This is a genomic window from Streptomyces sp. H39-C1 (assembly GCF_027158125.1).
GTDB classification, from domain to species: domain Bacteria; phylum Actinomycetota; class Actinomycetes; order Streptomycetales; family Streptomycetaceae; genus Actinacidiphila; species Actinacidiphila fildesensis.
On the sequence record NZ_JAPVLS010000009.1, the window covers coordinates 125,923 to 147,184 of the forward strand.

Here is a 21,262-nt window from a genome sequence, read left to right on the forward strand (position 1 = left end):
CGCCAAGGTCGACGGCGCGGCCGAAGAAGCCGCAGAAGGAGCAGTAGAAGGACTGGAGCCAGCGGGCGGTGACGGTGGCGGATCCGGGCGAGGGTCCGGGTGCGGGTCCGGTGGGTCGAAGAGCGCGGCGGCGCGCTCCCCCACCGTCCCCTGGAGGTGTTGAACGCCCCGATTGCCCTGGAGGTGACTGCGGCGGCGGCTGATCGTGGTGAGCGCTGTGGTTCCCATGCCACGAAACTAGGCGGAATCGCCGAATGAAGATGATCACTGCCAAATCCTGTGGATAACCCACGAGTTGTGGACAACTCGCTCACTCAATGAGGTGAAATCACCGCTCCGAGCAGCCCCGGCCCCGCGTGCGCGCCGATCACCGCGCCCACCTCGCTCACCACCAGCTCGTCCAGCCCCGGCACTCGCTCCCGCAGCCGTTCGGCCAGCGCCGCCGCACGGTCGGCGGCGGCCAGGTGGTGGACCGCGACGGCCACCCGCCGGCTGCCGGCCCGCTCGACGACGATCTCCTCCAGCCGCGTGATCGCCCGGGAGGCCGTACGGACCTTCTCCAGCAGCTCGATCCTGCCGTCCACCAGCTGCAGGATCGGCTTGACCGCCAGCGCCGACCCGAACAGCGCCTGCGCGGCACCGATCCGGCCACCGCGCCGCAGATAGTCCAGGGTGTCGACGTAGAAGTACGCCAAGGTGTCCGCCGCGCGCTTCTCGGCGGCGGCCACGACCTCGTCGGCCGTGCCCCCGGAACCGGCGGTCTCGGCCGCCGCCAGAACCGTGAAACCGAGCGCCATCGCGACCATTCCGGTGTCGACGACCCGTACCGGAACGGGCGAGTCGCGCGCGGCGACCAGCGCCGCGTCATGGGTCCCGGAGAACTCGGCGGACAGATGCAGCGAGACGATGTGGTCCGCCCCCGCCTCCGCCGCGGCCCGGTAGCACGCGGCGAACTCCGCCGGGCCGGGTCGCGAGGTGGTCACCGGACGTCTGCGCTGCAGGGCTCTGGCAACCGCCGGGGCGGAGATCTCCGTGCCCTCTTCGAACGCCTCGTCGCCGATCACCACGGTCAGCGGAACGACGGTGATGCCGTGCCGGGCCAGTGCCTCCTGCGAGAGGTAGGCCGTGGAATCCGTGACGATAGCGACATGCGGGGACATGTGCGGGAGGTTACCCGGGGCCCGGGCGTGGCGACAGTGCGGCCCGGGTCAAGATCGGCTGATGTGCTTGTGCGGCCCGGGTCAAGATCGGCTGATGTGCTTGTGCGGCCCGGGTCAAGATCGGCTGATGTGCTTGGGATCGCCGGCGGGGCCGCCCGTGGGGCCGCCGGTCGGCAGCGTGCTCGGCGCCCAGTGGCGCAGCGCTCCGGCCTCGATGTCGATCTGCTGCGCCAGCGCGGTCAGATCGTCGTCGGCGAACTGCCGGGCCCGGTCCTGGGCGGCCCAGCGCAGCGCGTCGGCGGAGTGGGTGATCCGCTCGGTGCGCTCGGCCAGGGACGGCAGCCGGTCGGCGATCCGCGCCTTGTCCGGCTCGCGCTCCAGCACCTTCAGCTCGGTGTCCAGCACCCGCGCGTGATCGTTGAGCCGGGCGAGCAGGGCGGACGCCTCGGAGAGCGAGGCGTCCTCGGCCGAGCCGGCCTCCAGCGCCCGGTAGGTGCTGTCGATGGAGGTCCGCAGGTCCAGCCGGAGTTGCGCCAGCTCCCCCGCCGCCCCCATCAGCGTGTAGCGGCGGGCCTTGAGCGCGGTGTCCTCGACGACCCGGCGGGCCTGCGCGCTGCCGCGCTCCACGCCGCGCTTCACCGCCCGCACGGTCCGTACGGTGGCGACGACGCCCACCGCCACGAACGACGCGAAGAGCAGCAGCAGCACAACGACGGCGATATCCACGGGTGCTCCTCCGGTCGAACGGGCGCGGGCAGCCGGGTGGGCCCACCGTCAACGGTAAACGCACCGGGCGGATCGGTGGCTCCGTACGAACCCCCAATCCGCCCGTAAGGGAAACCCCTGGTACCCGGCGCACCGCCGGATACCAGGGGTTCTGCGCACTCCGTAGCGTCAGCCGGTGACGATGTTGACCAGCTTCGGCGCCCGCACGATCACCTTGCGCACCGCGGCCCCGCCCAGCGCCGCGACCACGCCCGCGTCGGCCAGCGCCAGCGCCTCCAGGTCCGCGTCCGAGATCGTCGGCGGCACCTCCAGACGGGCCTTGACCTTGCCCTTGATCTGAACGACGCAGATCACGGCCTCGTCCTGGACCAGCGCCGGGTCCGCGACCGGGAACGCTGCGTGGACCAGCGAGTCGTCGTGGCCCAGCCTGCGCCACAGCTCCTCGGCGATGTGCGGGGCCAGCGGGGCGACCAGCAGCACCAGCGGCTCGGCGATGGCACGCGGCACGGCGCCGCCCGCCTTGGTCAGGAAGTTGTTCAGCTCGGTGACCTTGGCGATGGCGGTGTTGAAGCGCAGGCCCGCCATGTCCTGGCCGACGCCGTCGATCGCCTTGTGCAGCGCGCGCAGCGTCGCCTCGTCGGGCTCGGCGTCGGACACGGTGACCGCACCGGTCTCCTCGTCGACGACATTGCGCCACAGCCGCTGCAGCAGCCGGTACTGGCCGACCACCGCGCGGGTGTCCCAGGGGCGCGAGACGTCCAGCGGGCCCATCGCCATCTCGTACAGGCGCAGGGTGTCCGCGCCGTACTCGGCGCAGATCTCGTCCGGGGTGACGGCGTTCTTCAGGGACTTGCCCATCTTGCCCAGTACGCGGCTGACGGGCTCGCCCTGGTGGAAGTAGGCCCCGTCGCGCTCCTCGACCTCGGCGGCCGGCACCGGGAAGCCGCGGCTGTCGCGGTACACGAACGCCTGGATCATGCCCTGGTTGTACAGCTTGTGGAACGGCTCGGAGGACGAGATGTGCCCCAGGTCGAACAGCACCTTGGACCAGAAGCGCGCGTACAGCAGGTGCAGCACGGCGTGCTCGGCGCCGCCGACGTACAGGTCGACGCCGCCGTGCGGCTGGCCCTCGCGCGGGCCCATCCAGTACTGCTCGATCGCGGGGTCGACCAGCCGCTCGCTGTTGTTCGGGTCCAGGTAGCGCAGCTCGTACCAGCACGAGCCGGCCCAGTTGGGCATGGTGTTGGTCTCGCGGCGGTAGCGCCGGGTCCCGTTGCCGTCACCCAGGTCCAGGTCGACGTTCACCCAGTCCGCGTTGCGGGACAGCGGGGTCTCCGGGCGGGTGTCCGCGTCGTCCGGGTCGAAGGTGCGCGGCGAGTAGTCGTCGACCTCCGGCAGCTCCAGCGGCAGCATCGACTCGGGCAGCGAGTGCGCCACGCCGGCCTCGTCGTAGACGATCGGGAAGGGCTCGCCCCAGTAGCGCTGTCGGCTGAACAGCCAGTCGCGCAGCCGGAAGTTGACGGTGGCCTCACCGATGCCGTGCCCGGACAGCCACTCGGTGATCCTCGCCTTGGCGTCGACGACACCCAGGCCGTCCAGGGAGAACTCGTCGTTGGCGGAGTTGACCAGCTTCGCCTCGTACGAGGCGAAGGCGTCGTCCCACGCCGCCGGGTCGGTGCCGCGGCCGTCGGAGGGCTGGACGACACAGCGCATCGGCAGCTCGAAGGCGCGGGCGAAGGCGAAGTCGCGGCTGTCGTGCGCCGGGACGGCCATGATCGCGCCGGTGCCGTAGCCCATCAGCACGTAGTCGGCGATGAAGACCGGGACCTGGTCCCCGCTGACCGGGTTCACGGCGTAGGCGCCGGTGAAGACGCCGGTCTTCTCCTTGGCGTCGGCCTGCCGCTCGACGTCGGACTTGGCGGCGGCCATCTTGCGGTACGCGGCCACGGCCTCGCCCGGGGTGGCGTGCCCGCCGGTCCACACGTCGTGGGTGCCCTCGGGCCAGGCGGCCGGGACGACCGTCTCGACCAGTTCGTGCTCGGGCGCCAGCACCATGTAGGTGGCGCCGAACAGCGTGTCCTGGCGGGTCGTGAAGACGGTGATCTTCTCGTCGCCGACGGCGAAGTCCACCCGGGCGCCCTCGGAGCGGCCGATCCAGTTGCGCTGCTGCAGCTTGATGGCCTCGGGCCAGTCCAGCGGCTCCAGGTCGTCGATCAGCCGGTCCGCGTAGGCCGTGATGCGCATGTTCCACTGGCGCAGCTTGGACTTGAAGACCGGGAAGTTGCCGCGCTCGGAGCGGCCGTCCGCGGTGACCTCCTCGTTCGCCAGAACGGTGCCCAGCCCCGGGCACCAGTTGACGCGCGACTCGGACGCGTACGCCAGCCGGTACTCGCCCAGCAGGTCGGAGCGCTCGATGGCGCTCAGCGCGTCCCAGGCGCGGCCGTCCGGGGTCGGGCGGGCGCCGGAGGCGAACTGTGCGACCAGGGTGTCGATCGGACGGGCCCGGCCCGCCTCCTCGTCGTACCAGGAGTTGAAGATCTGCAGGAAGATCCACTGGGTCCACTTGTAGTACGCCGGGTCGATCGTCTCGACCGACCGGCGCATGTCGTGGCCCAGGCCCAGCCGGCGCAGCTGGCGCCGCATGTTCTCGATGGCGTCCTCGGTGGAGGCCCGCGGGTGCGTCCCGGTGGCGACCGCGTGCTGCTCGGCGGGCAGCCCGAAGGAGTCGAAGCCCAGGGTGTGCAGCACGTTGTGGCCGGTCATCCGCTGGTGGCGGGCGTACACATCGGTGGCGATGTAGCCCAGCGGGTGGCCGACGTGCAGTCCCGAGCCCGAGGGGTACGGGAACATGTCCATGATGAATTTCTTGGGCTTGGCGGCCAGCTCGGCATCCCCCGCCAGGTCACCGCTGGGGTTCGGCGCCTCGTAGGTACCGGACTCCTCCCAGAAGTCCTGCCAGCGGGCCTCGATGTCGGCGGCCAGCTGAGCGGTGTACTTGAAGGTCGGCACAGTACGGTGCGGCTCGGCTGCCTCAGTGGCGGCGGTGGTCTCGCTCATCGTCCTCGAAGCTCCATCGTGATCATGACGGGCGTACGCCGCGTCTGCTGCCTGCCTGCGGAAACGAAAAAACCCCTCGCACAGGAGGGGCCGCCGCACTGACTCGGTTCGTCGTCAGTGCGGCTTGCTAAGCAGAAGGCGTACGGCACGCATGGGGTCAGGTTACCGCAGCGCGCGAGGGGCCCGCACCGGGAATGCCCCGGTGCGGGCCCGTGCACTGGCTCAGGAGCTCAGCCCGTGCGCCGACCGTGAGGTCAGCGGTGGTTCTTCTTCGGCAGGTACGAGGTCACGTAGTCGGCACCAGGGGTACCGACGCCGGTGACGTCGTCGAAGCCGACCGTGGCGTGCAGCGACGCGTCCTTGCCGAGGCTGCGCAGGGACGTGATCGTGCCGTCCGCCGCGTCGACACCGTTGACGAAGTCAACGCGGACGACCGCCTGGTCACGGCCCTGGCCCAGCGGGTGGTCCGTGACGTCGTGGTAGGCCGACGTGGCGTACCGGTCGTAGATCAGCGGGTTGGCGAAGCCGACCGGGACCCCGTGCCGCGCCTGCTGCACGAGCGCCTGGACGCCGGCGATCACCGGGGCGGCGAGCGAGGTGCCGCCGATCCGGTACTCGCTGTACGCCAGCGAACCGTCCGCGAGGGACTGGGTCTGACCGACGAGGAAGCCGGTGTTCGGGTCGGCGACCGCCGAGATGTCCGGCTCGACGCGCTGCTTCACGCCGCCGCCGTTGGCGAGGGCGAGCGAGTCCGGGACGACGTTGCGCTGGTAGAACGGCTGCGCGTACAGGTTGCTGGTGCCGCCGCCCGCGCCTGAGGTGTAGGCGCCGGGGAAGCCCGTCCAGCTGTTGCCGTCAGCCGACAGCACAGCCTTCTCGGTGCCCCATCCGGTCTCCCACTGGTACTTCTCACCCTTGCCGACGTTCAGCGAGGTGCCGCCGACCGAGGTGGCCCAGGGGGAGTTTCCGGGGGTGTCGACCTGCTTCTTGCCGGTCTTGGCGACGTTGTCGCCGGAGTCACCGGAGGAGAAGTAGAAGCCGATGCCCTCGACAGCACCCTGCAGGAAGGTCTGGTCGTAGGCCGCGGCCACGTCCGGGGTCTCATTGGCCTCGACGTCGCCCCACGAGTTGGAGACGATGTCGGCCAGCCGGCCGTCGACGATCTTGTTCAGGGCGTCGAGCAGGTCGTTGTCCTGGCAGGACGCGCCACCCACGTAGACGATGTCGGCGTCCGGGGCCACGGCGTGCACGGCCTCGACGTCGAGCGTCTCCTCGCCGTACCAGCCACCCGCGTCGCAGGCCTCGGTCGAGTTGTAGTCGGCGGGCAGCACCTGGGAGAGCTGGCCCTTGCGGTACGCCTGGTCACCGTTGTTCTTGGCGTACTTCTTCGCGTCCTGGACGATGTACGGCGAGGCGTACGCGTCCGTGATCGCGACCGTGACGTTCTTACCGGTGTAGCTCTTCGCACCGTAGGCGGCGCGCAGGTCCTTGCCGGTGTAGCCCTTGATCGCGTACGGCGCCTTGGTGCCGTAGGCGGACGGGAGCTTCTTGTTGGTGTTCGAGCCGAAGTAGCTCGAGAACGGCCCGGCGTTCTTGAACACCGCGCCGGGAGGCGGCAGCGCCTCGTCGTGCTTGGCGATCTTGGGAGCGTTGTCCAGGCCGACGACCGTGAGCACCGCGCCGTTCAGCGCCGCCGGCGCGGACGCCGTCGTCGCCGGGGCGTGGTAAGTCTTGCCGTCCTTGGCGAAGTTGTGCAGCTGGGTGCCGAACGCCTTCTCCGCGGCCGCCACGTCACCGCTCACGGTGATGTAGTGCTGGGTGGTACCGGTCACCTTGAGGCCCGAGGACTTCAGCCAGGCGGTGACCTGGGCTATCTGGTCCTTCGTCGCACCGAACCGCGCCTGTGTCTGCGCCGCGGTCAGATACTTGCCGTAGGAAGCCGACTTCGGGTCGGAAACCGCGGTCGCATAGGCCGTGAGGCCCTTCGCGTCCCGGCCCGCCAGGTAGACACGGGCGGTAACGCCGCTGGCGTCCGCCGTGTCGCCCTTGTCCGCATTGGCGGTTGCCCACAGCGGCTTGGTGCCACTGAGCAGCTGCCTGTCGTGCGGTTGGTCAGCCTGCGCGGCAGGTGTGCCCAGCGCGAGCGCGCCGGCCATCAGCGGCAGCGCTGCGGCCACCGCCAGCCCGGCACGCGTTCTTTTGCGCTCAAATCTCATGAAACCCCCATGCGAAGCGAGTTGACGCCGATTACGGTGTCGCCGCTATGCGTACGGCTCGTACCGCAGAGCGCCACTCTTTCGCCGAAAAGCTCATGTCAGGGGCATGCAATTGCCAAGAGCAGGCCAAAGAAACGCCAGCGAACGGTAAGCGGCACGAGCCGGTCACGAGGGGCGGAAGCCGCTGCCCGGCCGGTGGGAACCGTGGCCGGGCCGACCGGAACCGCGGTCCGATCGGCGGGTGCTGACGGGGAATCCGGCACCCGGTCGGATCGACGTTAGCAGCGGCGGCAACGGCGTGGCCGGAGTTGCCGGAAGCCGGCCGCCGGAGGACGACCGCGGCTGCGGGCTCGGCCGGGGTCACGCGCTCGGGGCGCACCGCGCCCGGCTCACCGCGGCAGCGGCGGTGACCGGCGGCCGGCCAGGGCGGTCCGCCGCTGTCCGGCGCCGGCGCTGCGACCCGAAGACGCGAAGACCCGAAGACCGAGGAGAAGGCCGGACGAGAAGAAGGCCCGACCGCCGGTTCGGCGATCGGGCCTTCTGATTGTGGAGCTACGGAGAATTGAACTCCGGACCTCTTGCATGCCATGCAAGCGCTCTACCAACTGAGCTACAGCCCCGCGGTGTACCCCGCCGGGTTCCCCCGGCGACTCGGCATACATTACACGGCCCTGGGGGTGTTTCGCCAAATCGTTTACCGGGAAGCCGGGGGCTCACCTGGAGGAACGGTTGCTCTGCTGTTCCGAGGCCGAGCCAGGTAATGTCGGGATTCCGTGCCAGGTTCACCGGCGCCCCGTGCCCCCCACCAGTCTCCCTGGAGCAGCGCACTGTGACAGCGACGCAGCTGACCGCCGACACCCGCATGATTGCGGCCAGGACGTTCATTCTGCGGCGACCGACGCTGCTCGCCGCGGCGGTCTGCCTGGTCTCCTTCGCCGGCTTCTGGATGGCGCAGCGCGCCTCCCATGTGTCGATGATCGACCTGATGGTCTACCGGGCCGAGGGCGCGACCGTGCGCAACGGCGGCGACCTGTACGAGATGCGGGCCACGTACGCGAACCTCCCGACCACCTATCCACCCTTCGCCGCGCTGATGTTCATGCCTCTGACGTGGATCGGCGTGGGCGGGATGCGCGCGGTGGCGACGGTGGCGAACCTGGGCCTGCTGGTGGCGCTGGTGCATCTGTCGCTGCGGCTGACCGGGCGGCCGGCCAAGCTGCCGGCCGCGGCGGTGACGCTGGCCGTCGCGTCCGTCGCGGTGTGGTGCGAGCCGGTGTGGACGACCCTGCGGTACGGGCAGATCAACCTGCTGCTGGCCGTGCTGGTGCTGTGGGACCTGACGCGGCGCGCGGGCCATCGCTGGGCCGGCTTCGGGACCGGGATCGCGGCGGGCATCAAGCTGACGCCCGCGCTGTTCGCGGTGCTGCTGGCGGTGGCCGGGGTGGCGCTGGGCTGGCGGCGGCTGCGCCGTGGCCACAGCCCCTGGAATCCGCACCTGCGGCGGGCCGCCGTGGCCGTCATCACGTTCGTCGGGACGGTGGCGATGGCAGCGGTGGCGCTACCGCACGACTCACGGCGGTTCTGGACCGAGATGCTCTTCGCGGCGGACCGGGTCGGCTTCGGCGAGGACACCGCCAACCAGTCGCTGCGCGGGATCTTCGCCCGCGCCCTCCACACCGGCGACCCGGGCAGCGGCTGGCTGCTGGCGGCCGCCGTCGTCGGCTGCGCGGGCCTGGCCGTCTCGGTCGCGGCACTGCTCGCCGGGGACCGGCTGCCCTACAACGTGGCCTGGGCGACGCTGGCCTGCGCGGTGACCGCGCTGCTGGTCAGCCCGATCTCCTGGTCGCACCACTGGGTGTGGGGGGTGCCGATGGTGATCCTGCTCGGCACCGAGGCGCTGCGCCGCCGGGACGCGCTGTGGGCGGCGGGGGCGGCCCTGGTGGGGCTGCTGTTCTGCTCGTTCATGCTGTGGCTGGTCCCGCACGGCGCCGGGCGGTTCGAACTGGGGCAGAGCGGCGGGCAGATGGCGCTGTCCGCGGTCTATCCAGCGATCGGCGCCGCGTTCCTCGCGGTGACCGGCACGGTGGCGTTCCAGGCCTTCCGCAACGATCCGCGCCGACGGCGCTCCACACCCGTGCTGTCGTCGCGGCGGGCGGCCGCGTACGACTACGTCAACCGCTGACCGAACCCTCTACCCCGGCAGTCGTCCCCATCGCAGCCGCCTCGCCCGTCCCGTCCGTCTCTTCCGCCCCGTCCATGCCACGGCGGAGCAGGTTGTCCTCGACCCGGGCCAGCAGCCGGGCCAGTTCCCGGCGGTCGGCCGCCGACAGCCCCGCGACGGTGATCTCCTCCAGCTGCCGCCACGCGTCCTCGACGGGTGCGCGCAGCGTGTGGCCGGCCTCGGTCGCCTCGACGAGGACCGCGCGCCCGTCGTCGGGGTCGGGGCGGCGGGTGACCAGACCGGACTGTTCGAGGCGCTGGACCATCCTCGTCACCGTCGACGGGTCGAGGTCCAGCAGCTTGATCAGCTCGGACTGCCGCTGGGGTCCCGCGTCCCACAGCCGCATCATCAGCAGCTCCTGTCCCGCGTAGAGGCCGGCGCCGCGCAGCAGCCGGCCGGCGGCCATGCGGTGGGCGCGTGCGGTGCGGAACACCGCGTGGCTGATGCCGGTACGGCCGACGGGGGCCCGCGGCGGCGTACAGGCGGGGTCTTCGGTGGCAGCAGGGCGGCTCGTCGGGGTCATGAACCCATTATGTTGGCCGGCCAAGGAATGTGCTGGAGCGATGCGCGGTTGATTGGTTGGCCGACCACATAACTCCTGGGGAGACCCTCATGCCCAATGCCTTCGACCCCATCGACCTCGCCGGTACCCGGCTTCCCAACCGCATAGCGATGGCCCCGATGACCCGCAGCCGGGCTACGGTCCCGGTGCCACCCCGACCCCGGCGATGGCCGAGTACTACGCCCAGCGCGCCTCGGCCGGGCTGATCATCACCGAGGGGATCCAGCCCAGCGCCGTCGGCCAGGGCTACCCCGACACCCCCGGGCTGCACAGCGCGGAGCAGATCGCCGCCTGGCGGACGGTGACCGACGCCGTGCACGCTGCGGGCGGCCGGATCTTCGCCCAGCTGATGCACGCCGGCCGGATCGGCCACCCCGACCTGCTGCCGGACGGGCTCGTCCCGGTCAGCGCCTCTCCGGTGGCCGCCGAGGGCCGGGTGTACACCCATGAGGGGCCGAAGGAGTTCATCGCGCCGCGTGAGCTGGACGACGCGGAGATCCGGCGGACCATCGCCGACTTCGCGACCGCCGCCCGCAACGCGGTCGAGGCCGGTTTCGACGGGGTCGAGATCCACGGCGCCAACGGCTACCTGGTCCACCAGTTCCTGGCCCCCAACACCAACCGCCGCACCGACGAGTGGGGCGGCGACGGCGAGGACCGCATCCGGTTCGCCGTCGAGGTGACCCGCGCGGTGGCCGGTGCGATCGGCGCCGACCGGACCGGTCTGCGGATCTCCCCGGGAAACCCGTACAACGACATCGCCGAGCCCGAGCCGGAGGCCGTCTACAGCGCGCTGGTGCGCGCGCTGGAACCGCTCGGCCTGGCCTATCTGCACCTGGTCGAGGGCGGCGACCGCGGGCTGACGCTGCGGCTGCGCAAGCAGTACGCCGGGACCCTCGTTCTCAACGTCTGGTCCGAGCGGCGCCCCACCGGTCCCGACGCGCTCGCCCTCATCGAGGACGGCACCGCGGACCTGGTGTCCTACGGTGCCCTGTTCCTCGCCAACCCGGACCTGCCGCGCCGCCTCGCGGCCGGCGGCCCGTACAACACCCCCGACTCCGCCACGTTCTTCGGCGGGGACGAGCGCGGCTTCACCGACTATCCCGCGCTGGTCTGAACGGAGCGGGCGGAGCCGAACGGTTCCGAGCGGAATGGTTCGCAGCGGAACGGTTCGCAGCGAGGCGGTCGGAGCGCGGGGCCGGGGGCGGGAGGAGCCGGGATGCGGTCCCGGCTCCGTCCGGCCCTACGCCTTGTCGCGCCGCAGCCCCAGCAGCGCCCCGGCCACCGCGACGACGGTCAGCGCCGCCGCGGTCACCGCGAAGGCATGGGCCGCCGGGTGCGGCCCCGCGACGTCGAGGCGGTTCAGGAACAGGGTGCCGAGGGTGGCCACGCCCACCAGCATGCCGAGCTGGGTGACGGTGGCCAGCAGCCCGCTGGCGTCGGCCGCGTCCTGCGGGGCCACCTTCCCCAGCGCGCGGGTGAGGGTCGGGCTGAACGCCGATCCCAGCCCCGTGCCGATCCCCGCCAGTCCGGCGAAGAGCGCGAACCCGCCGTGCCCGCCGCCGCGCAGCGCCAGGCCGAGCACGGCGAAGGAGAGCGCCCCGACGGCGAAGCCGGCCGGGGCCAGCCACCGGTGCCAGCTCTGCGGCAGACGGCGCCAGTTGAGGCCGACTCCACCGAAGAACACCGCCGCGACGGCGAAGGTGAGGCCGGTGCGCAGCGCGCTGTCCCCCAGCCCGGTCTGCAGATGCAGGGCGATGCTGAACAGGAAGCCCGCGTTGACCGCCATCGCCAGGCCGATCATCGTCGCCGCCCGCGCCATCCCCGGCGCCCGCAGCACCCGCCCGGACACCAGCGGGGCGCCGCCACGGCGCGCCAGCCGCGACTCCAGCACCGTGAACAGCCCGAACAGCACCACGCTCAGACCCAGGCAGATCCAGCCCCACACCGGCCAGCCCTCCTCCTGCCCGAGCACCAGCGGCACGGTGAACAGCGTCACCGCGGCAGCCAGCGTCACCAGTCCCGGCAGGTCGAGTCCGCGCCGCCGTTCCGGGGCGCTGCGGACGTCGGCCGGGATCACCCGCGGCGCGACGACCAGCATGACCAGCCCGATCGGTACGTTCACCAGGAACACCGGCCGCCAGCCGGTGCCGAACAGGTCCGCGCTGACGAGCACCCCGCCGAGCGACTGGCCGATCGCCGCGCCCGAGGCGATCACCGCCGAGTAGACGCTGAGCGCCTTCGACCGCGCCTCGCCGCTGAACGTCAGCTGGATCAGGCTGAGCACCTGCGGAATCATCAGGGCCGAGCCCGCGCCCTGGACGAACCGGAAGCCGATCAGCTGACCCGTGGACTGCGCGAGGCCGCAGGCCAGCGACGAGGCCGTGAAGAGGGCCAGTCCTGACAGGAAGACCCGCCGGTGGCCGAGCAGATCGCCGATCCGGGCGCCGGTGATCAGCAGCACGGCGTACGCGATGGTGTAGCCGGCCACGATGAGCTGCAGCCCGGCGCCCGAGGCGTGCAGATCGGTACGGATGGTGGGCGCGGCGACGTTCACGATGAAGACGTCGAGCAGGGCCATGAACTGGCCCGTCAGGATGATGCCGAGCAGCAGGCCGGTGCGCGGGCGCCGGTCGGCGCCGGGGGTGGTCTCCTTGTCGGTGACGGGGAACGGGAGCACGGAATTCGTCATGTCCGCCAGCCTGCGCGCGGCGCACTACTGGTAACGAGAGCCCTGTGATGCTGGTACCGGCAGCACCTGGCAAGCGTGCCCGGGCCGATGGAGGATGGGGAGATGCCCCAACGCCGCACCGCCCTGGCCGCCTTTCTCCGCAGCCGCCGCGCCCGCATCACCCCCGCGGACGTCGGCATGCCGCCGGGGCTGCGGCGCCGTACCCCCGGTCTGCGGCGCGAGGAGGTCGCGCAGCTCGCAGGGGTCGGGGTCACCTGGTACACGTGGCTGGAACAGGGCCGCCCGATCAACGCCAGTGTGCAGGTGCTGGACGCGGTCGGCCGGGTGCTCCAGCTCGACGTGACCGAGCGCGAGCACCTCTACCGGCTGGCCGGGGTGCCGTTCGTCCGCCAGGACGTCTCCGACGCGGAGGTGGTGGGCGAGGAGGTGCAGGGCATCCTCGACGCCTTGGACCCGCTGCCCGCCGTGGTCTACAGCGCGCGCTACGACGTACAGGCCTCCAACGCCGCCTACCGCGACATCTGGCCGGCGACCACGTTCGTCCCGCGCGCGGAACGCAATGTGCTGCTGAAGCTGTTCACCATCCCGGACTGCTGCTCGTCGATGGTGAACAGCGACGAGGAACTGCCCCGCATGGTCGGTCAGCTGCGCGCCGCGTACGGCCGGCATGTCGGGGAGCCGGTCTGGGAGACGTTCATCGCGCGCCTGATCCACGAGAGCCCGGAGTTCGCGCAGATGTGGGCACGCGGTGACGTCGCCTCGCCGGGACCGCGGCTCAAGGTGTTCCGGCACGCGTCGGTCGGGCTGATCAACCTGACCTCGGTGTCGCTGGCCATCGACGGCATGGCCGAGCACCGGATCGTCGTCTACACCCCGGCCGACGACGAGAGCCGCGCGCAGATCGAGCGGCTGCGCGTCATGGCCGAGCCGATGATCGGCTGCCCCGTGCACCGGCGGAAGGTCTCGGAGATCGTGGCGGAACGAGAAGCGGAGCGAGCGGCGGAACGGGTGGCCGAGCGGGTGCCCGACCGGGTGGCGGAGCCGGTGGAGTCCCGCCTCCCGTGAGGGGGCGGGACACCCGCACACCGGCGGGCGCGGCCGGCGGCCACCCGGGGATCAGTACCCGGCGGTGAAGCGGGTCCTGTGGTGGCGGGGCCGCTCGGCCTCGTCCAGCAGCGCCACCGCCAGGTCCTCCATGGATATCGCCGAGTCGCCCTTGGCATCGACCAGCAGTTCATCGGTGCCCAGCCGGTAGCGGCCCGTGCGCACTCCCGGCTCCAGCAGCGCGGACGGGCTCAAGTAGGCCCAGTCCACCGCGGTTTCCGCGCGGCAGACGGCGAGCTGCTCGTTGCACGCCAGCGCGATCGGGCGCCACGAGGCGGGGAAGCCGGGTCCGTCGACGACGGTGACGCCCCCGGTGCCGGGCACGGTCAGGCTACCCGCGCCGCCGACGACCAGCAGCCGGACGCCGGTCCCGGTGAGCCCGGCCAGCAACCCCCGGGTGGCCGTGACGAGTTCGCCCTCGCTGCCGGGGGCGGGACGGGTCGCTCCGATCACCACGTCCTGGCCTGCGCTCAGTTCGGCCACGTCGTCGGCGTTCGCGGCGTTGCCCGCCCGTGCGTCGGCGGCGGACGGCAGCTCGGGGAAGCGGGCCGGATCGCGCACGACGGCGGTGACCTGATGGCCCCGCGCCAGCGCCTCGGCCACCACCCGGCGCCCTACGTTGCCCGCTGCTCCGAAGACGGTGATGCGCATCAATCTCAGCTCCTGCTCGATGAGTTGTCGATGGGGACGGACGAGGGGTTCCGGACGTCGCCGGCTTCGGGGGCGCCGCCCATAGCGGTGCCGGCGCTCCGGAACCGCGGCGGTCCGCCGGGGCCCGGCCGGTGCGCGGCGTTCCGCGTCTGGGCCACGACGAGGGCGGCCAGGACGATCAGCCCGCCCAGGATCTGGGCCGCGGTGAGCTCCTGGTCCAGGACGAGCCAGCCGAGCACCGTGGCGACCACGGGACTGAGCAGACCGAGGAACGTCACGCTGGTGGGCGACAGGTCGCGGATCCCCCGGAACCACAGGGCGTAGGCGAATGCCGCGCCGATGATCGAGAGATAGCCGTAGCCGGCCAGGTTCTCGGCTGTCAGGTTCGCCGGGGGCGGGCCTTCGACGAGGAGGGCGACCGGCAGCAGCAGCAGGCCGCCCGCGACGAGCTGCCAGCCGGTGGTGGCGAGCAGCGGTGCGGGTGACGTCCACCGCTTGCTGAGCACCACTCCGGTGGCCATCACGACGGCGCCGCCGACAGCGGCCGCGACACCGATCGCGTCGAGCCGCGCGTCGGCCCGCAGCACGAGCAGGCTGACGCCGGCCACGCCCGCTATGCCGGCCAGGACGGTGCGCGGGGACAGCCGCTCGCCGAGCAGACCGGAGGACAGGCCCGCGACCAGCAGGGGCTGGAGCGCGCCGAGGGTCGCGGCGACCCCGCCCGGCAGCCGGTAGGCGGCGATGAACAGCAGCGCGAGGAACGCCCCGATGTTGAGGGAGCCGAGCACCAGGGCACGCCACCACCACGACCCCTGCGGCAGCCGCCGGGTGAGGGCGACGAGCACGAGGCCCGCGGGAAGCGCGCGCAGCAGCGCGGCCAGCAGCGGCCGGTCGGGCGGTAGCAGCTCGGTGGTGACGAGGTAGGTGGTGCCCCAGATCGCGGGCGCCAGCGCGGTCACGACGATGATCCGGACTCGATTACTTAGCACTAAGGCAATGTATCTCATCGCTAAGACATTGGTACAGTACTCAGGTGGCAGATCATGTGGACCGCGTGCTGGAGCAGTGGGGAACGCAGCGCCCCGACCTCGACGTCTCGCCGATGGCGGTGATCGGCCGGCTGAAACGGCTCTCGCGGGTGATCGACGCCGAACTCCGCCGTACGTTCGCCGCGCACGGACTCGACGCCGCGTCGTTCGACGTCCTCGCCACGCTGCGCCGCAGCGGCCCCGAGAACCGGCTGACACCGGCCGAGCTGATGCTGGCGGCCATGGTCACCTCAGGAGCCGTCACCCAGCGGCTGGACCGCCTCCAGGACCGCGGCCTGGTGACGCGCACCCCCAGCCCGTCGGACCGCCGTGTGGTGCATGTCGCTCTCACCCGTGACGGCCGCGATCTCATCGACGAGGTGCTGCCCGACCACCTCGCCACCGAGAACCGGCTGCTCGCCGCGCTGACCGAACCCGAGCGGGCGGCCCTCGCCAACGCCCTGCGGCATCTCTCCGAGTCCCTCGGCGACACCATCGACTGACCCGCGCCCGGCCAGAGCCGGACCCACACGCGGCTGACCTGCGGAAACGCAAAGATCCCGCCCGATCGCAGTGATCGGACGGGATCCTTATCGTGGAGCTACGGAGAATTGAACTCCGGACCTCTTGCATGCCATGCAAGCGCTCTACCAACTGAGCTACAGCCCCGCCGTTTCCAGCGGCTCGCGCTGGGAACGAGAAGAAGCTTAACCGGTCTCCGGGGCAGATGCGAAATCCGCCCGGTGATCCACCGGCGAGTGGATCAGTTGTCGTCGCCGAGCACCGGTTCGGGCAGCGTGCCCGCGTTGTGCTCCAGCAGCCGCCAACCGCGCGCTCCCTCGCCCAGCACCGACCAGCAGCAGTTCGACAGACCCCCGAGGGCCTCCCAGTTGCCCGCTTCCAGCCCCAGCAGCCGGCCGATCGTGGTGCGGATCGTGCCGCCGTGGCTGACCACCACGAGAGTGCCGCCGTCGGCCAGCTTGTCGGCCTCGCCCAGCACCACGGGCGCCGCCCGGTCCGCGACCTCGGTCTCCAGCTCACCGCCGCCGCGCCGTACCGGCTCGCCGCGCTTCCAGGCGGCGTACTGCTCGCCGTGCCGCCCCACGATCTCCGTGTGGGTCAGACCCTGCCAGTCCCCCGCGTACGTCTCGCGCAGCCCCTCGTAGTGGGTCACACCGAGGCCGGTCACGGCGGCCAGCTCGGCGGCCGTCGCGGAGGCGCGCTGCAGGTCGGACGCGATGATCGCGGCCGGTTCGAGAGCGCCGAGCAGCCTGGCGGCGCGCCGGGCCTGGGCGATACCGTCCGCGGTCAGCGGGATGTCGGTACTGCCCTGGAAGCGCTGCTCCAGGTTCCACTCGGTCTGGCCGTGCCGCCAAAGAACGATCCGGCGGCCGCGGCCCGTCGTGTGCCCGTTCAGCTCAGGTCTCCATCCGCTTCGGCCGCGTACAGCTTCGCGTGCTCCTCGCCCTTGCCGCGGGTGGCGACGGCGTCGGCGGGCAGCTCGATCTCGGGGCAGTCCTTCCAGAGCCGCTCGAGGGCGTAGAAAACGCGCTCCTCGGAGTGCTGCACGTGGACCACGATGTCGATGTAGTCGAGCAGCACCCAGCGGCCGTCGCGCTCGCCCTCGCGGCGCACCGGCTTGGTGCCCAGCTCCTTGAGGAGCGCCTCTTCGATGCCGTCGACGATGCCCTTGACCTGCCGGTCGTTCGGGGCGGAGGCCACCAGGAACGCGTCGGTGATGGAGAGGACGTCGCTGACGTCATAGGCGATGATGTCGTGCGCGAGCTTGTCGGCGGCGGCCTGCGCGGCGGCCTTGATGAGCTCGATGGAGTGGTCAGTGGCGGTCACAGGTGAGGCTTTCGGGTCGAGGGCGTGTCTCTCCAGGGTCTCACGCCCCACGGACAGCCCCCGACCCGTTATCCATCAGGCCTGGTCAGGCCCCCTGAGCGGATTCCCGGCCGGTCCCGGGCCGCCGCTCAGGGGGGTGTCAGCCCTTGTAGTCCTTGCCGAGGACGACCGTGATGTCCGCATTCGCGGCGACCGTTCCCTTCTTCACCGCGCCCGCCGGCAGCCCCAGGGTCTTGGCCACATCGGCGGCCGCCGCCTTGCGGGCGTCGTCGGCGTAGAGCACCTCGGAGGCCGGCTGCGACGACGGGGCCGTACCGCCCGCCACGTAGGTGTACACGCCGCCGTTCAGGATCGCGGCCTGGGCCAGGCCCGCCGCCTTCTTGTCGCCGGAGGCGTCCTTGATCAGCACCCTGGCCTGCGCCGAGGCCCCGGCGTTCTTCACGGTGCCGCCCAGCACGTCCTTCACGACGCTCTCGGTGGCCTGCGCGCTCAGCGTCCCGTTCGGCTGCACCGGCAGCAGCGCGGTGCTGTAGGTCCCCGTCTTCGCCTGCTCCGCGAGCTGCGCCAGCGAGGCGCCGAGCGCGTTGACGGGCAGCGACGGGTCCGGGATCGAGTTCAGCGCCTCGACGGTCTTCGTCGCCGAGGCGGAGTCGCTCGGCATCTTCGCCAGGACGGCCTGCATGACCTGGCCGAAGCGGATGAGCTGCTTGGCCTGTGCCTCGCCGGGCCCGCGGTGGGTGGCGTACGCGACGGCCCCCTGGCCGTTCAGCTCCTGCGCCTTGCCCTGGGTGACCAGGACCTTGCCCGCGTCCTTCTGCGTCCCGTTCACCGCGGTGTCGGTGTCCAGGGTGATGCCGCCGAGGGACTCGACGAGGATCTCCAGATACGGGGTGTCCAGCCGCCAGCTGCCCTTGATGTCGGACCCGAGGAGCGTGTTCAGCCCCTGCCGGGTCGGCTCCTGGCCCTGGTCGATCTGCTTGCCGAGGGTGGTCGAACCGCCGTCGTCGGTACTGAGGGCGAGCGTGTTCGGCAGCAGCACCGTGGTGCCCTTGCCGGTGGTCTGGTTGCTAACCAGCAGCGCCGTGGAGGACTCCGAGCCGTCCACCGGCCGCAGGTTCACCACGATCACATCGCGCTTCTGGCCGCCCGCGCCGGCCGCCGCCGTGTTCTTGCCCGAGCCGCCGAGGCCGGGGATCCGGCCGGTCTTCCAGAGGTAGCCGGTGCCACCGACCAGCGCCACCACGACCAGCAGCACCAGGGCGATCTTGCGCTTGCGGCCACGCCGCTTGGTCTCGGCACGGCGTTCGGTGCGGGACTCCGAGAACTTCAGCCAGTCGATGACCTCTTCCGACTCCTCGTCGTCCTCGTCGACGAAGGCGAACTGCTCGGTGCGGTAGTCCTGTCCGGCCTGCTGCCGCGGCGGTACGGCGTCGGGCCCGGGGACCTGCGCGGGCACCGGGGCGGCCGGCGGGGCGGCGGCCGGGGCGGGCGCCGCGTAGTACGGCTGAGCGGGCGGCGCGCCGTACTGCGGCTGCTGCTGGTACTGCGGGTCCTGGTACGGCGGCTGCTGCAAGGGCTGCGGCTGCGCGTACTGGGGGTCCGGATACGGCTGCTGCTGCGGGATCCAGCCCTGCTGCTGCCCCGCGTACGTCTGCGCCGGGTCCGCGTAGTACGGGTCGGCGTACCCCGGCTGCTGCTGCGGCGGCTGCTGTTGCCGGGGCTGCTGCTCCGGCTGCTGTGCATACGGGTCGTATCCGTACTGCTGCTGGTAGTAAGGGTCCTGGGGCGCGGGCGGGTCCTGCGGGGCGTTCGGGTCCTGACCGTTCTCAGGACCTCCCTCGGCGTATTGCCAACGGGGGTTTGCGTCGTTCACGAGGACCCCTTCACTGCGATGCGTCCGCTACCCGTCGTCCCGGTAGAGCCTGCGTTTGTCGATGTAGCGCACCACCCCGTCCGGCACCAAGTACCAGACCGGATCGCCCTTGGCCACTCTCTGGCGGCAGTCCGTCGACGAGATCGCCAGCGCGGGAACCTCGACCAGCGAGACCCCGCCCTCCGGGAAGCCCGGATCCGCCAGGGTATGCCCAGGACGCGTCACCCCGATGAAATGCGCGAGGGAGAAGAGCTCCTCGGCGTTCCGCCAGGAGAAGATCTGGTTGAGCGCGTCCGCGCCGGTGATGAAGAAGAGGTCCGCGTCCGCGTGCTCGTCGCGCAGATCCCGCAGGGTGTCGATGGTGTACGTCTTGCCGCCGCGGTCGATGTCACTGCGGCTCACCGAGAACTGCGGGTTGGAGGCGGTGGCGATCACCGTCATCAGATACCGGTCCTCGGGTGGCGAGACCGGTTTGTCGGCCTTCTGCCACGGCCGGCCGGTCGGCACGAAGACGACCTCGTCGAGCTGGAACAGACTCGCCACCTCGCTGGCGGCGACCAGGTGACCGTGGTGGACGGGGTCGAACGTTCCGCCCATCACGCCGATCCGCTTCTTCACGTTCCCAGGCATCGCGGAGACTAGTCCCGGTTGAAGCGGGTCGTGATCCACAGCAGGAGGAGCAGCGCGAACAGCGCGCCACCGCCCGTGAGATACGGGCTGAGGCTCTCGTGGTTCCCCCCACCCGACTCCTCGGCGAGGGTGGTCAGTGCGGCAGCTGCGTATGACGTCATGGTCGGCAGGACCTTTGCGGTTTCGAGGGTGGACGGGAAGACTCACGCACATCGTACGGGCGGGCCCTGTGGAACTTAGCGCAGGCTCCGCGCGTCCAGAGTATGTACCGGTTGGCTATCTGGGGGTTGGGTCACTATGTCCGTGCCGAACGATCCGAGCGACTCCACGGAGTCCAGTGGCGGTGCCGCGAAGGTGCCCAGCCGCACGCGCAAGCGCTTCCCGGGGATCTCCTCCAGGGCGTACGAGCATCCCGCCGACCGGTCCGCGCTGGTCGCGCTCCGCAAGCTGACCGGTTTCGACACCGCTTTCAAGGCGCTCAGCGGACTGCTCCCCGAGCGCTCGCTGAGACTGCTGTTCCTCTCGGACTCCGTCCGGGTGAGCGACCAGCAGTTCGCGCACCTGAACGTCATGCTGCTCGACGCCTGCTACATCCTGGACCTGGAGAAGGTCCCGTCGATGTACGTCACGCAGGACCCGCAGCCGAACGCGATGTGCATCGGCATGGACTCGCCGATCATCGTGGTCACCACCGGCCTCGTCGAGCTGCTCGACGAGGAGGAGATGCGGGCGGTCGTGGGCCACGAGGTGGGCCATGCGCTCTCCGGCCACTCGGTCTACCGCACCATCCTGCTGTTCCTGACGAATCTGGCCGTGCGGGTCGCGTGGATCCCGCTGGGCAACCTGGCGATCCTGGCGATCGTCACGGCGCTGCGCGAGTGGTTCCGCAAGTCCGAGCTGTCGGCCGACCGGGCCGGGCTGCTGGTCGGGCAGGACCTGCAGGCGTCGATGCGCGGGCTGATGAAGATCGCCGGCGGCAACCACCTGCACGAGATGAACGTGGACGCGTTCCTGAAGCAGGCCGACGAGTACGAGGCCGCCGGCGACCTGCGCGACTCCGTCCTGAAGATCATGAACGTGCTGCCGCGCACCCACCCCTTCACCACGGTGCGCGCCGCCGAGCTGAAGAAGTGGGCGGCGAGCCGCGACTACCAGCGGCTGATGGACGGGCACTACCCGCGCAGGAGCGAGGACAAGGACACCTCGGTCTACGACACCTTCAAGGAGTCGGCGAACCACTACGCGGAGAACGTCAAGACCAGCAAGGACCCGCTGATGGGCCTGATCCGCGACATATCGACGGGCGCGGGCGACATCGGCGGCAAGCTCAGGAACAAGTTCACCGGTCCGGGCGGCACGCAGACCAGCACCCAGGAGCGGCCGGCGGACGAGACGCAGGAAGGCCCCGGGGACAGCCCGGAGAACGGTCCCCGCGCGGAGTGACACCGATTCCCGGGCACCGGCTCCAGGCACCGGCTCCGGGCACCGCCTCCG

General features: G+C 71.2%; 17 protein-coding genes, 2 tRNA genes and 1 pseudogene. 5 read left to right on the top strand and 15 right to left on the bottom strand.

Annotated features, from left to right (window positions below):
- Window positions 1-314: 314 nt before the first annotated feature.
- From O3W51_RS08770 to O3W51_RS08790, 5 genes are all read right to left on the bottom strand, one after another.
- Window positions 315-1,160 (bottom strand): DegV family protein, encoded by an 846-nt coding sequence (locus tag O3W51_RS08770; RefSeq protein WP_164293977.1) that lies wholly within the window; start codon window positions 1,158-1,160, stop codon window positions 315-317.
- Window positions 1,161-1,274: 114 nt separating this feature from the next.
- On the bottom strand, window positions 1,275-1,886 hold the full coding sequence (locus O3W51_RS08775; protein ID WP_164293976.1) for a hypothetical protein: 612 nt from the start codon (window positions 1,884-1,886) through the stop codon (window positions 1,275-1,277).
- A gap of 168 nt (window positions 1,887-2,054) precedes the next feature.
- On the bottom strand, window positions 2,055-4,943 hold the full coding sequence (gene leuS, locus O3W51_RS08780) for a leucine--tRNA ligase (RefSeq protein WP_138353149.1): 2,889 nt from the start codon (window positions 4,941-4,943) through the stop codon (window positions 2,055-2,057).
- 254 nt (window positions 4,944-5,197) lie between these two features.
- Window positions 5,198-7,159 (bottom strand): S53 family peptidase, encoded by a 1,962-nt coding sequence (locus tag O3W51_RS08785; protein WP_198357370.1) that lies wholly within the window; start codon window positions 7,157-7,159, stop codon window positions 5,198-5,200.
- Between the two features lie 547 nt (window positions 7,160-7,706).
- Window positions 7,707-7,779: transfer RNA gene (locus tag O3W51_RS08790), tRNA-Ala, on the bottom strand.
- A gap of 209 nt (window positions 7,780-7,988) precedes the next feature.
- Between O3W51_RS08790 and O3W51_RS08795 the strand changes: the two genes are divergently transcribed.
- Window positions 7,989-9,341, top strand: coding sequence for a glycosyltransferase 87 family protein (locus O3W51_RS08795; protein WP_307811308.1), 1,353 nt, complete (start codon window positions 7,989-7,991; stop codon window positions 9,339-9,341).
- Here the strand turns inward: O3W51_RS08795 and O3W51_RS08800 are convergent.
- Complete coding sequence (locus O3W51_RS08800) at window positions 9,331-9,903, bottom strand: MarR family winged helix-turn-helix transcriptional regulator (RefSeq protein ID WP_198357369.1); 573 nt, start codon at window positions 9,901-9,903, stop codon at window positions 9,331-9,333. The two genes, O3W51_RS08795 and O3W51_RS08800, sit on opposite strands and share 11 nt — an antisense overlap.
- Before the next feature lie 89 nt (window positions 9,904-9,992).
- Here O3W51_RS08800 and O3W51_RS08805 point away from each other — a divergent pair.
- Window positions 9,993-11,059, top strand: a pseudogene (locus O3W51_RS08805) (alkene reductase).
- A gap of 126 nt (window positions 11,060-11,185) precedes the next feature.
- Here the strand turns inward: O3W51_RS08805 and O3W51_RS08810 are convergent.
- Window positions 11,186-12,634 (bottom strand): MFS transporter, encoded by a 1,449-nt coding sequence (locus O3W51_RS08810; RefSeq protein ID WP_187144877.1) that lies wholly within the window; start codon window positions 12,632-12,634, stop codon window positions 11,186-11,188.
- A gap of 102 nt (window positions 12,635-12,736) precedes the next feature.
- Between O3W51_RS08810 and O3W51_RS08815 the strand changes: the two genes are divergently transcribed.
- Entirely contained in the window at window positions 12,737-13,699 is a 963-nt protein-coding gene (locus O3W51_RS08815) for a helix-turn-helix transcriptional regulator (RefSeq protein WP_306664960.1), read from the top strand.
- Between the two features lie 51 nt (window positions 13,700-13,750).
- On the opposite strand, the gene O3W51_RS08820 is transcribed toward O3W51_RS08815, so the two are convergent.
- Both O3W51_RS08820 and O3W51_RS08825 read right to left on the bottom strand, forming a co-directional pair.
- Window positions 13,751-14,389, bottom strand: coding sequence for an NAD(P)-dependent oxidoreductase (locus tag O3W51_RS08820; RefSeq protein WP_198357368.1), 639 nt, complete (start codon window positions 14,387-14,389; stop codon window positions 13,751-13,753).
- Window positions 14,390-14,394: 5 nt separating this feature from the next.
- A complete protein-coding gene (locus O3W51_RS08825) occupies window positions 14,395-15,378 on the bottom strand; it encodes an EamA family transporter (RefSeq protein ID WP_244809166.1) in 984 nt (327 codons plus the stop codon).
- A gap of 44 nt (window positions 15,379-15,422) precedes the next feature.
- Here O3W51_RS08825 and O3W51_RS08830 point away from each other — a divergent pair, with 44 nt between their 5' ends.
- Window positions 15,423-15,920, top strand: a complete 498-nt coding sequence (locus O3W51_RS08830) for a MarR family winged helix-turn-helix transcriptional regulator (protein WP_138353144.1) — start codon at window positions 15,423-15,425, stop codon at window positions 15,918-15,920.
- Window positions 15,921-16,013: 93 nt separating this feature from the next.
- Here O3W51_RS08830 and O3W51_RS08835 read toward each other — a convergent pair.
- The 6 genes from O3W51_RS08835 to O3W51_RS08860 all read right to left on the bottom strand — a co-directional run bounded on the left by O3W51_RS08835 (window position 16,014) and on the right by O3W51_RS08860 (window position 19,929).
- Window positions 16,014-16,086, bottom strand: a tRNA-Ala gene (locus O3W51_RS08835).
- A gap of 94 nt (window positions 16,087-16,180) precedes the next feature.
- Window positions 16,181-16,834, bottom strand: a complete 654-nt coding sequence (locus O3W51_RS08840) for a histidine phosphatase family protein (protein ID WP_232485017.1) — start codon at window positions 16,832-16,834, stop codon at window positions 16,181-16,183.
- Complete coding sequence (rsfS, locus tag O3W51_RS08845; protein ID WP_138353142.1) at window positions 16,831-17,265, bottom strand: ribosome silencing factor; 435 nt, start codon at window positions 17,263-17,265, stop codon at window positions 16,831-16,833. The genes O3W51_RS08840 and rsfS overlap by 4 nt, the downstream gene beginning before the upstream one ends.
- A 139-nt stretch (window positions 17,266-17,404) precedes the next feature.
- Window positions 17,405-19,138 (bottom strand): LCP family protein, encoded by a 1,734-nt coding sequence (locus tag O3W51_RS08850; RefSeq protein WP_198357366.1) that lies wholly within the window; start codon window positions 19,136-19,138, stop codon window positions 17,405-17,407.
- Between the two features lie 27 nt (window positions 19,139-19,165).
- Complete coding sequence (gene nadD, locus O3W51_RS08855; protein ID WP_138353140.1) at window positions 19,166-19,768, bottom strand: nicotinate-nucleotide adenylyltransferase; 603 nt, start codon at window positions 19,766-19,768, stop codon at window positions 19,166-19,168.
- Between the two features lie 8 nt (window positions 19,769-19,776).
- Window positions 19,777-19,929: a hypothetical protein gene (locus tag O3W51_RS08860; RefSeq protein ID WP_187144878.1), complete on the bottom strand. Its 153-nt coding sequence runs from the start codon at window positions 19,927-19,929 to the stop codon at window positions 19,777-19,779.
- 136 nt (window positions 19,930-20,065) lie between these two features.
- Here O3W51_RS08860 and O3W51_RS08865 point away from each other — a divergent pair, with 136 nt between their 5' ends.
- Window positions 20,066-21,211: a M48 family metallopeptidase gene (locus O3W51_RS08865; RefSeq protein WP_198357365.1), complete on the top strand. Its 1,146-nt coding sequence runs from the start codon at window positions 20,066-20,068 to the stop codon at window positions 21,209-21,211.
- The last annotated feature ends 51 nt before the right edge of the window (window positions 21,212-21,262 follow it).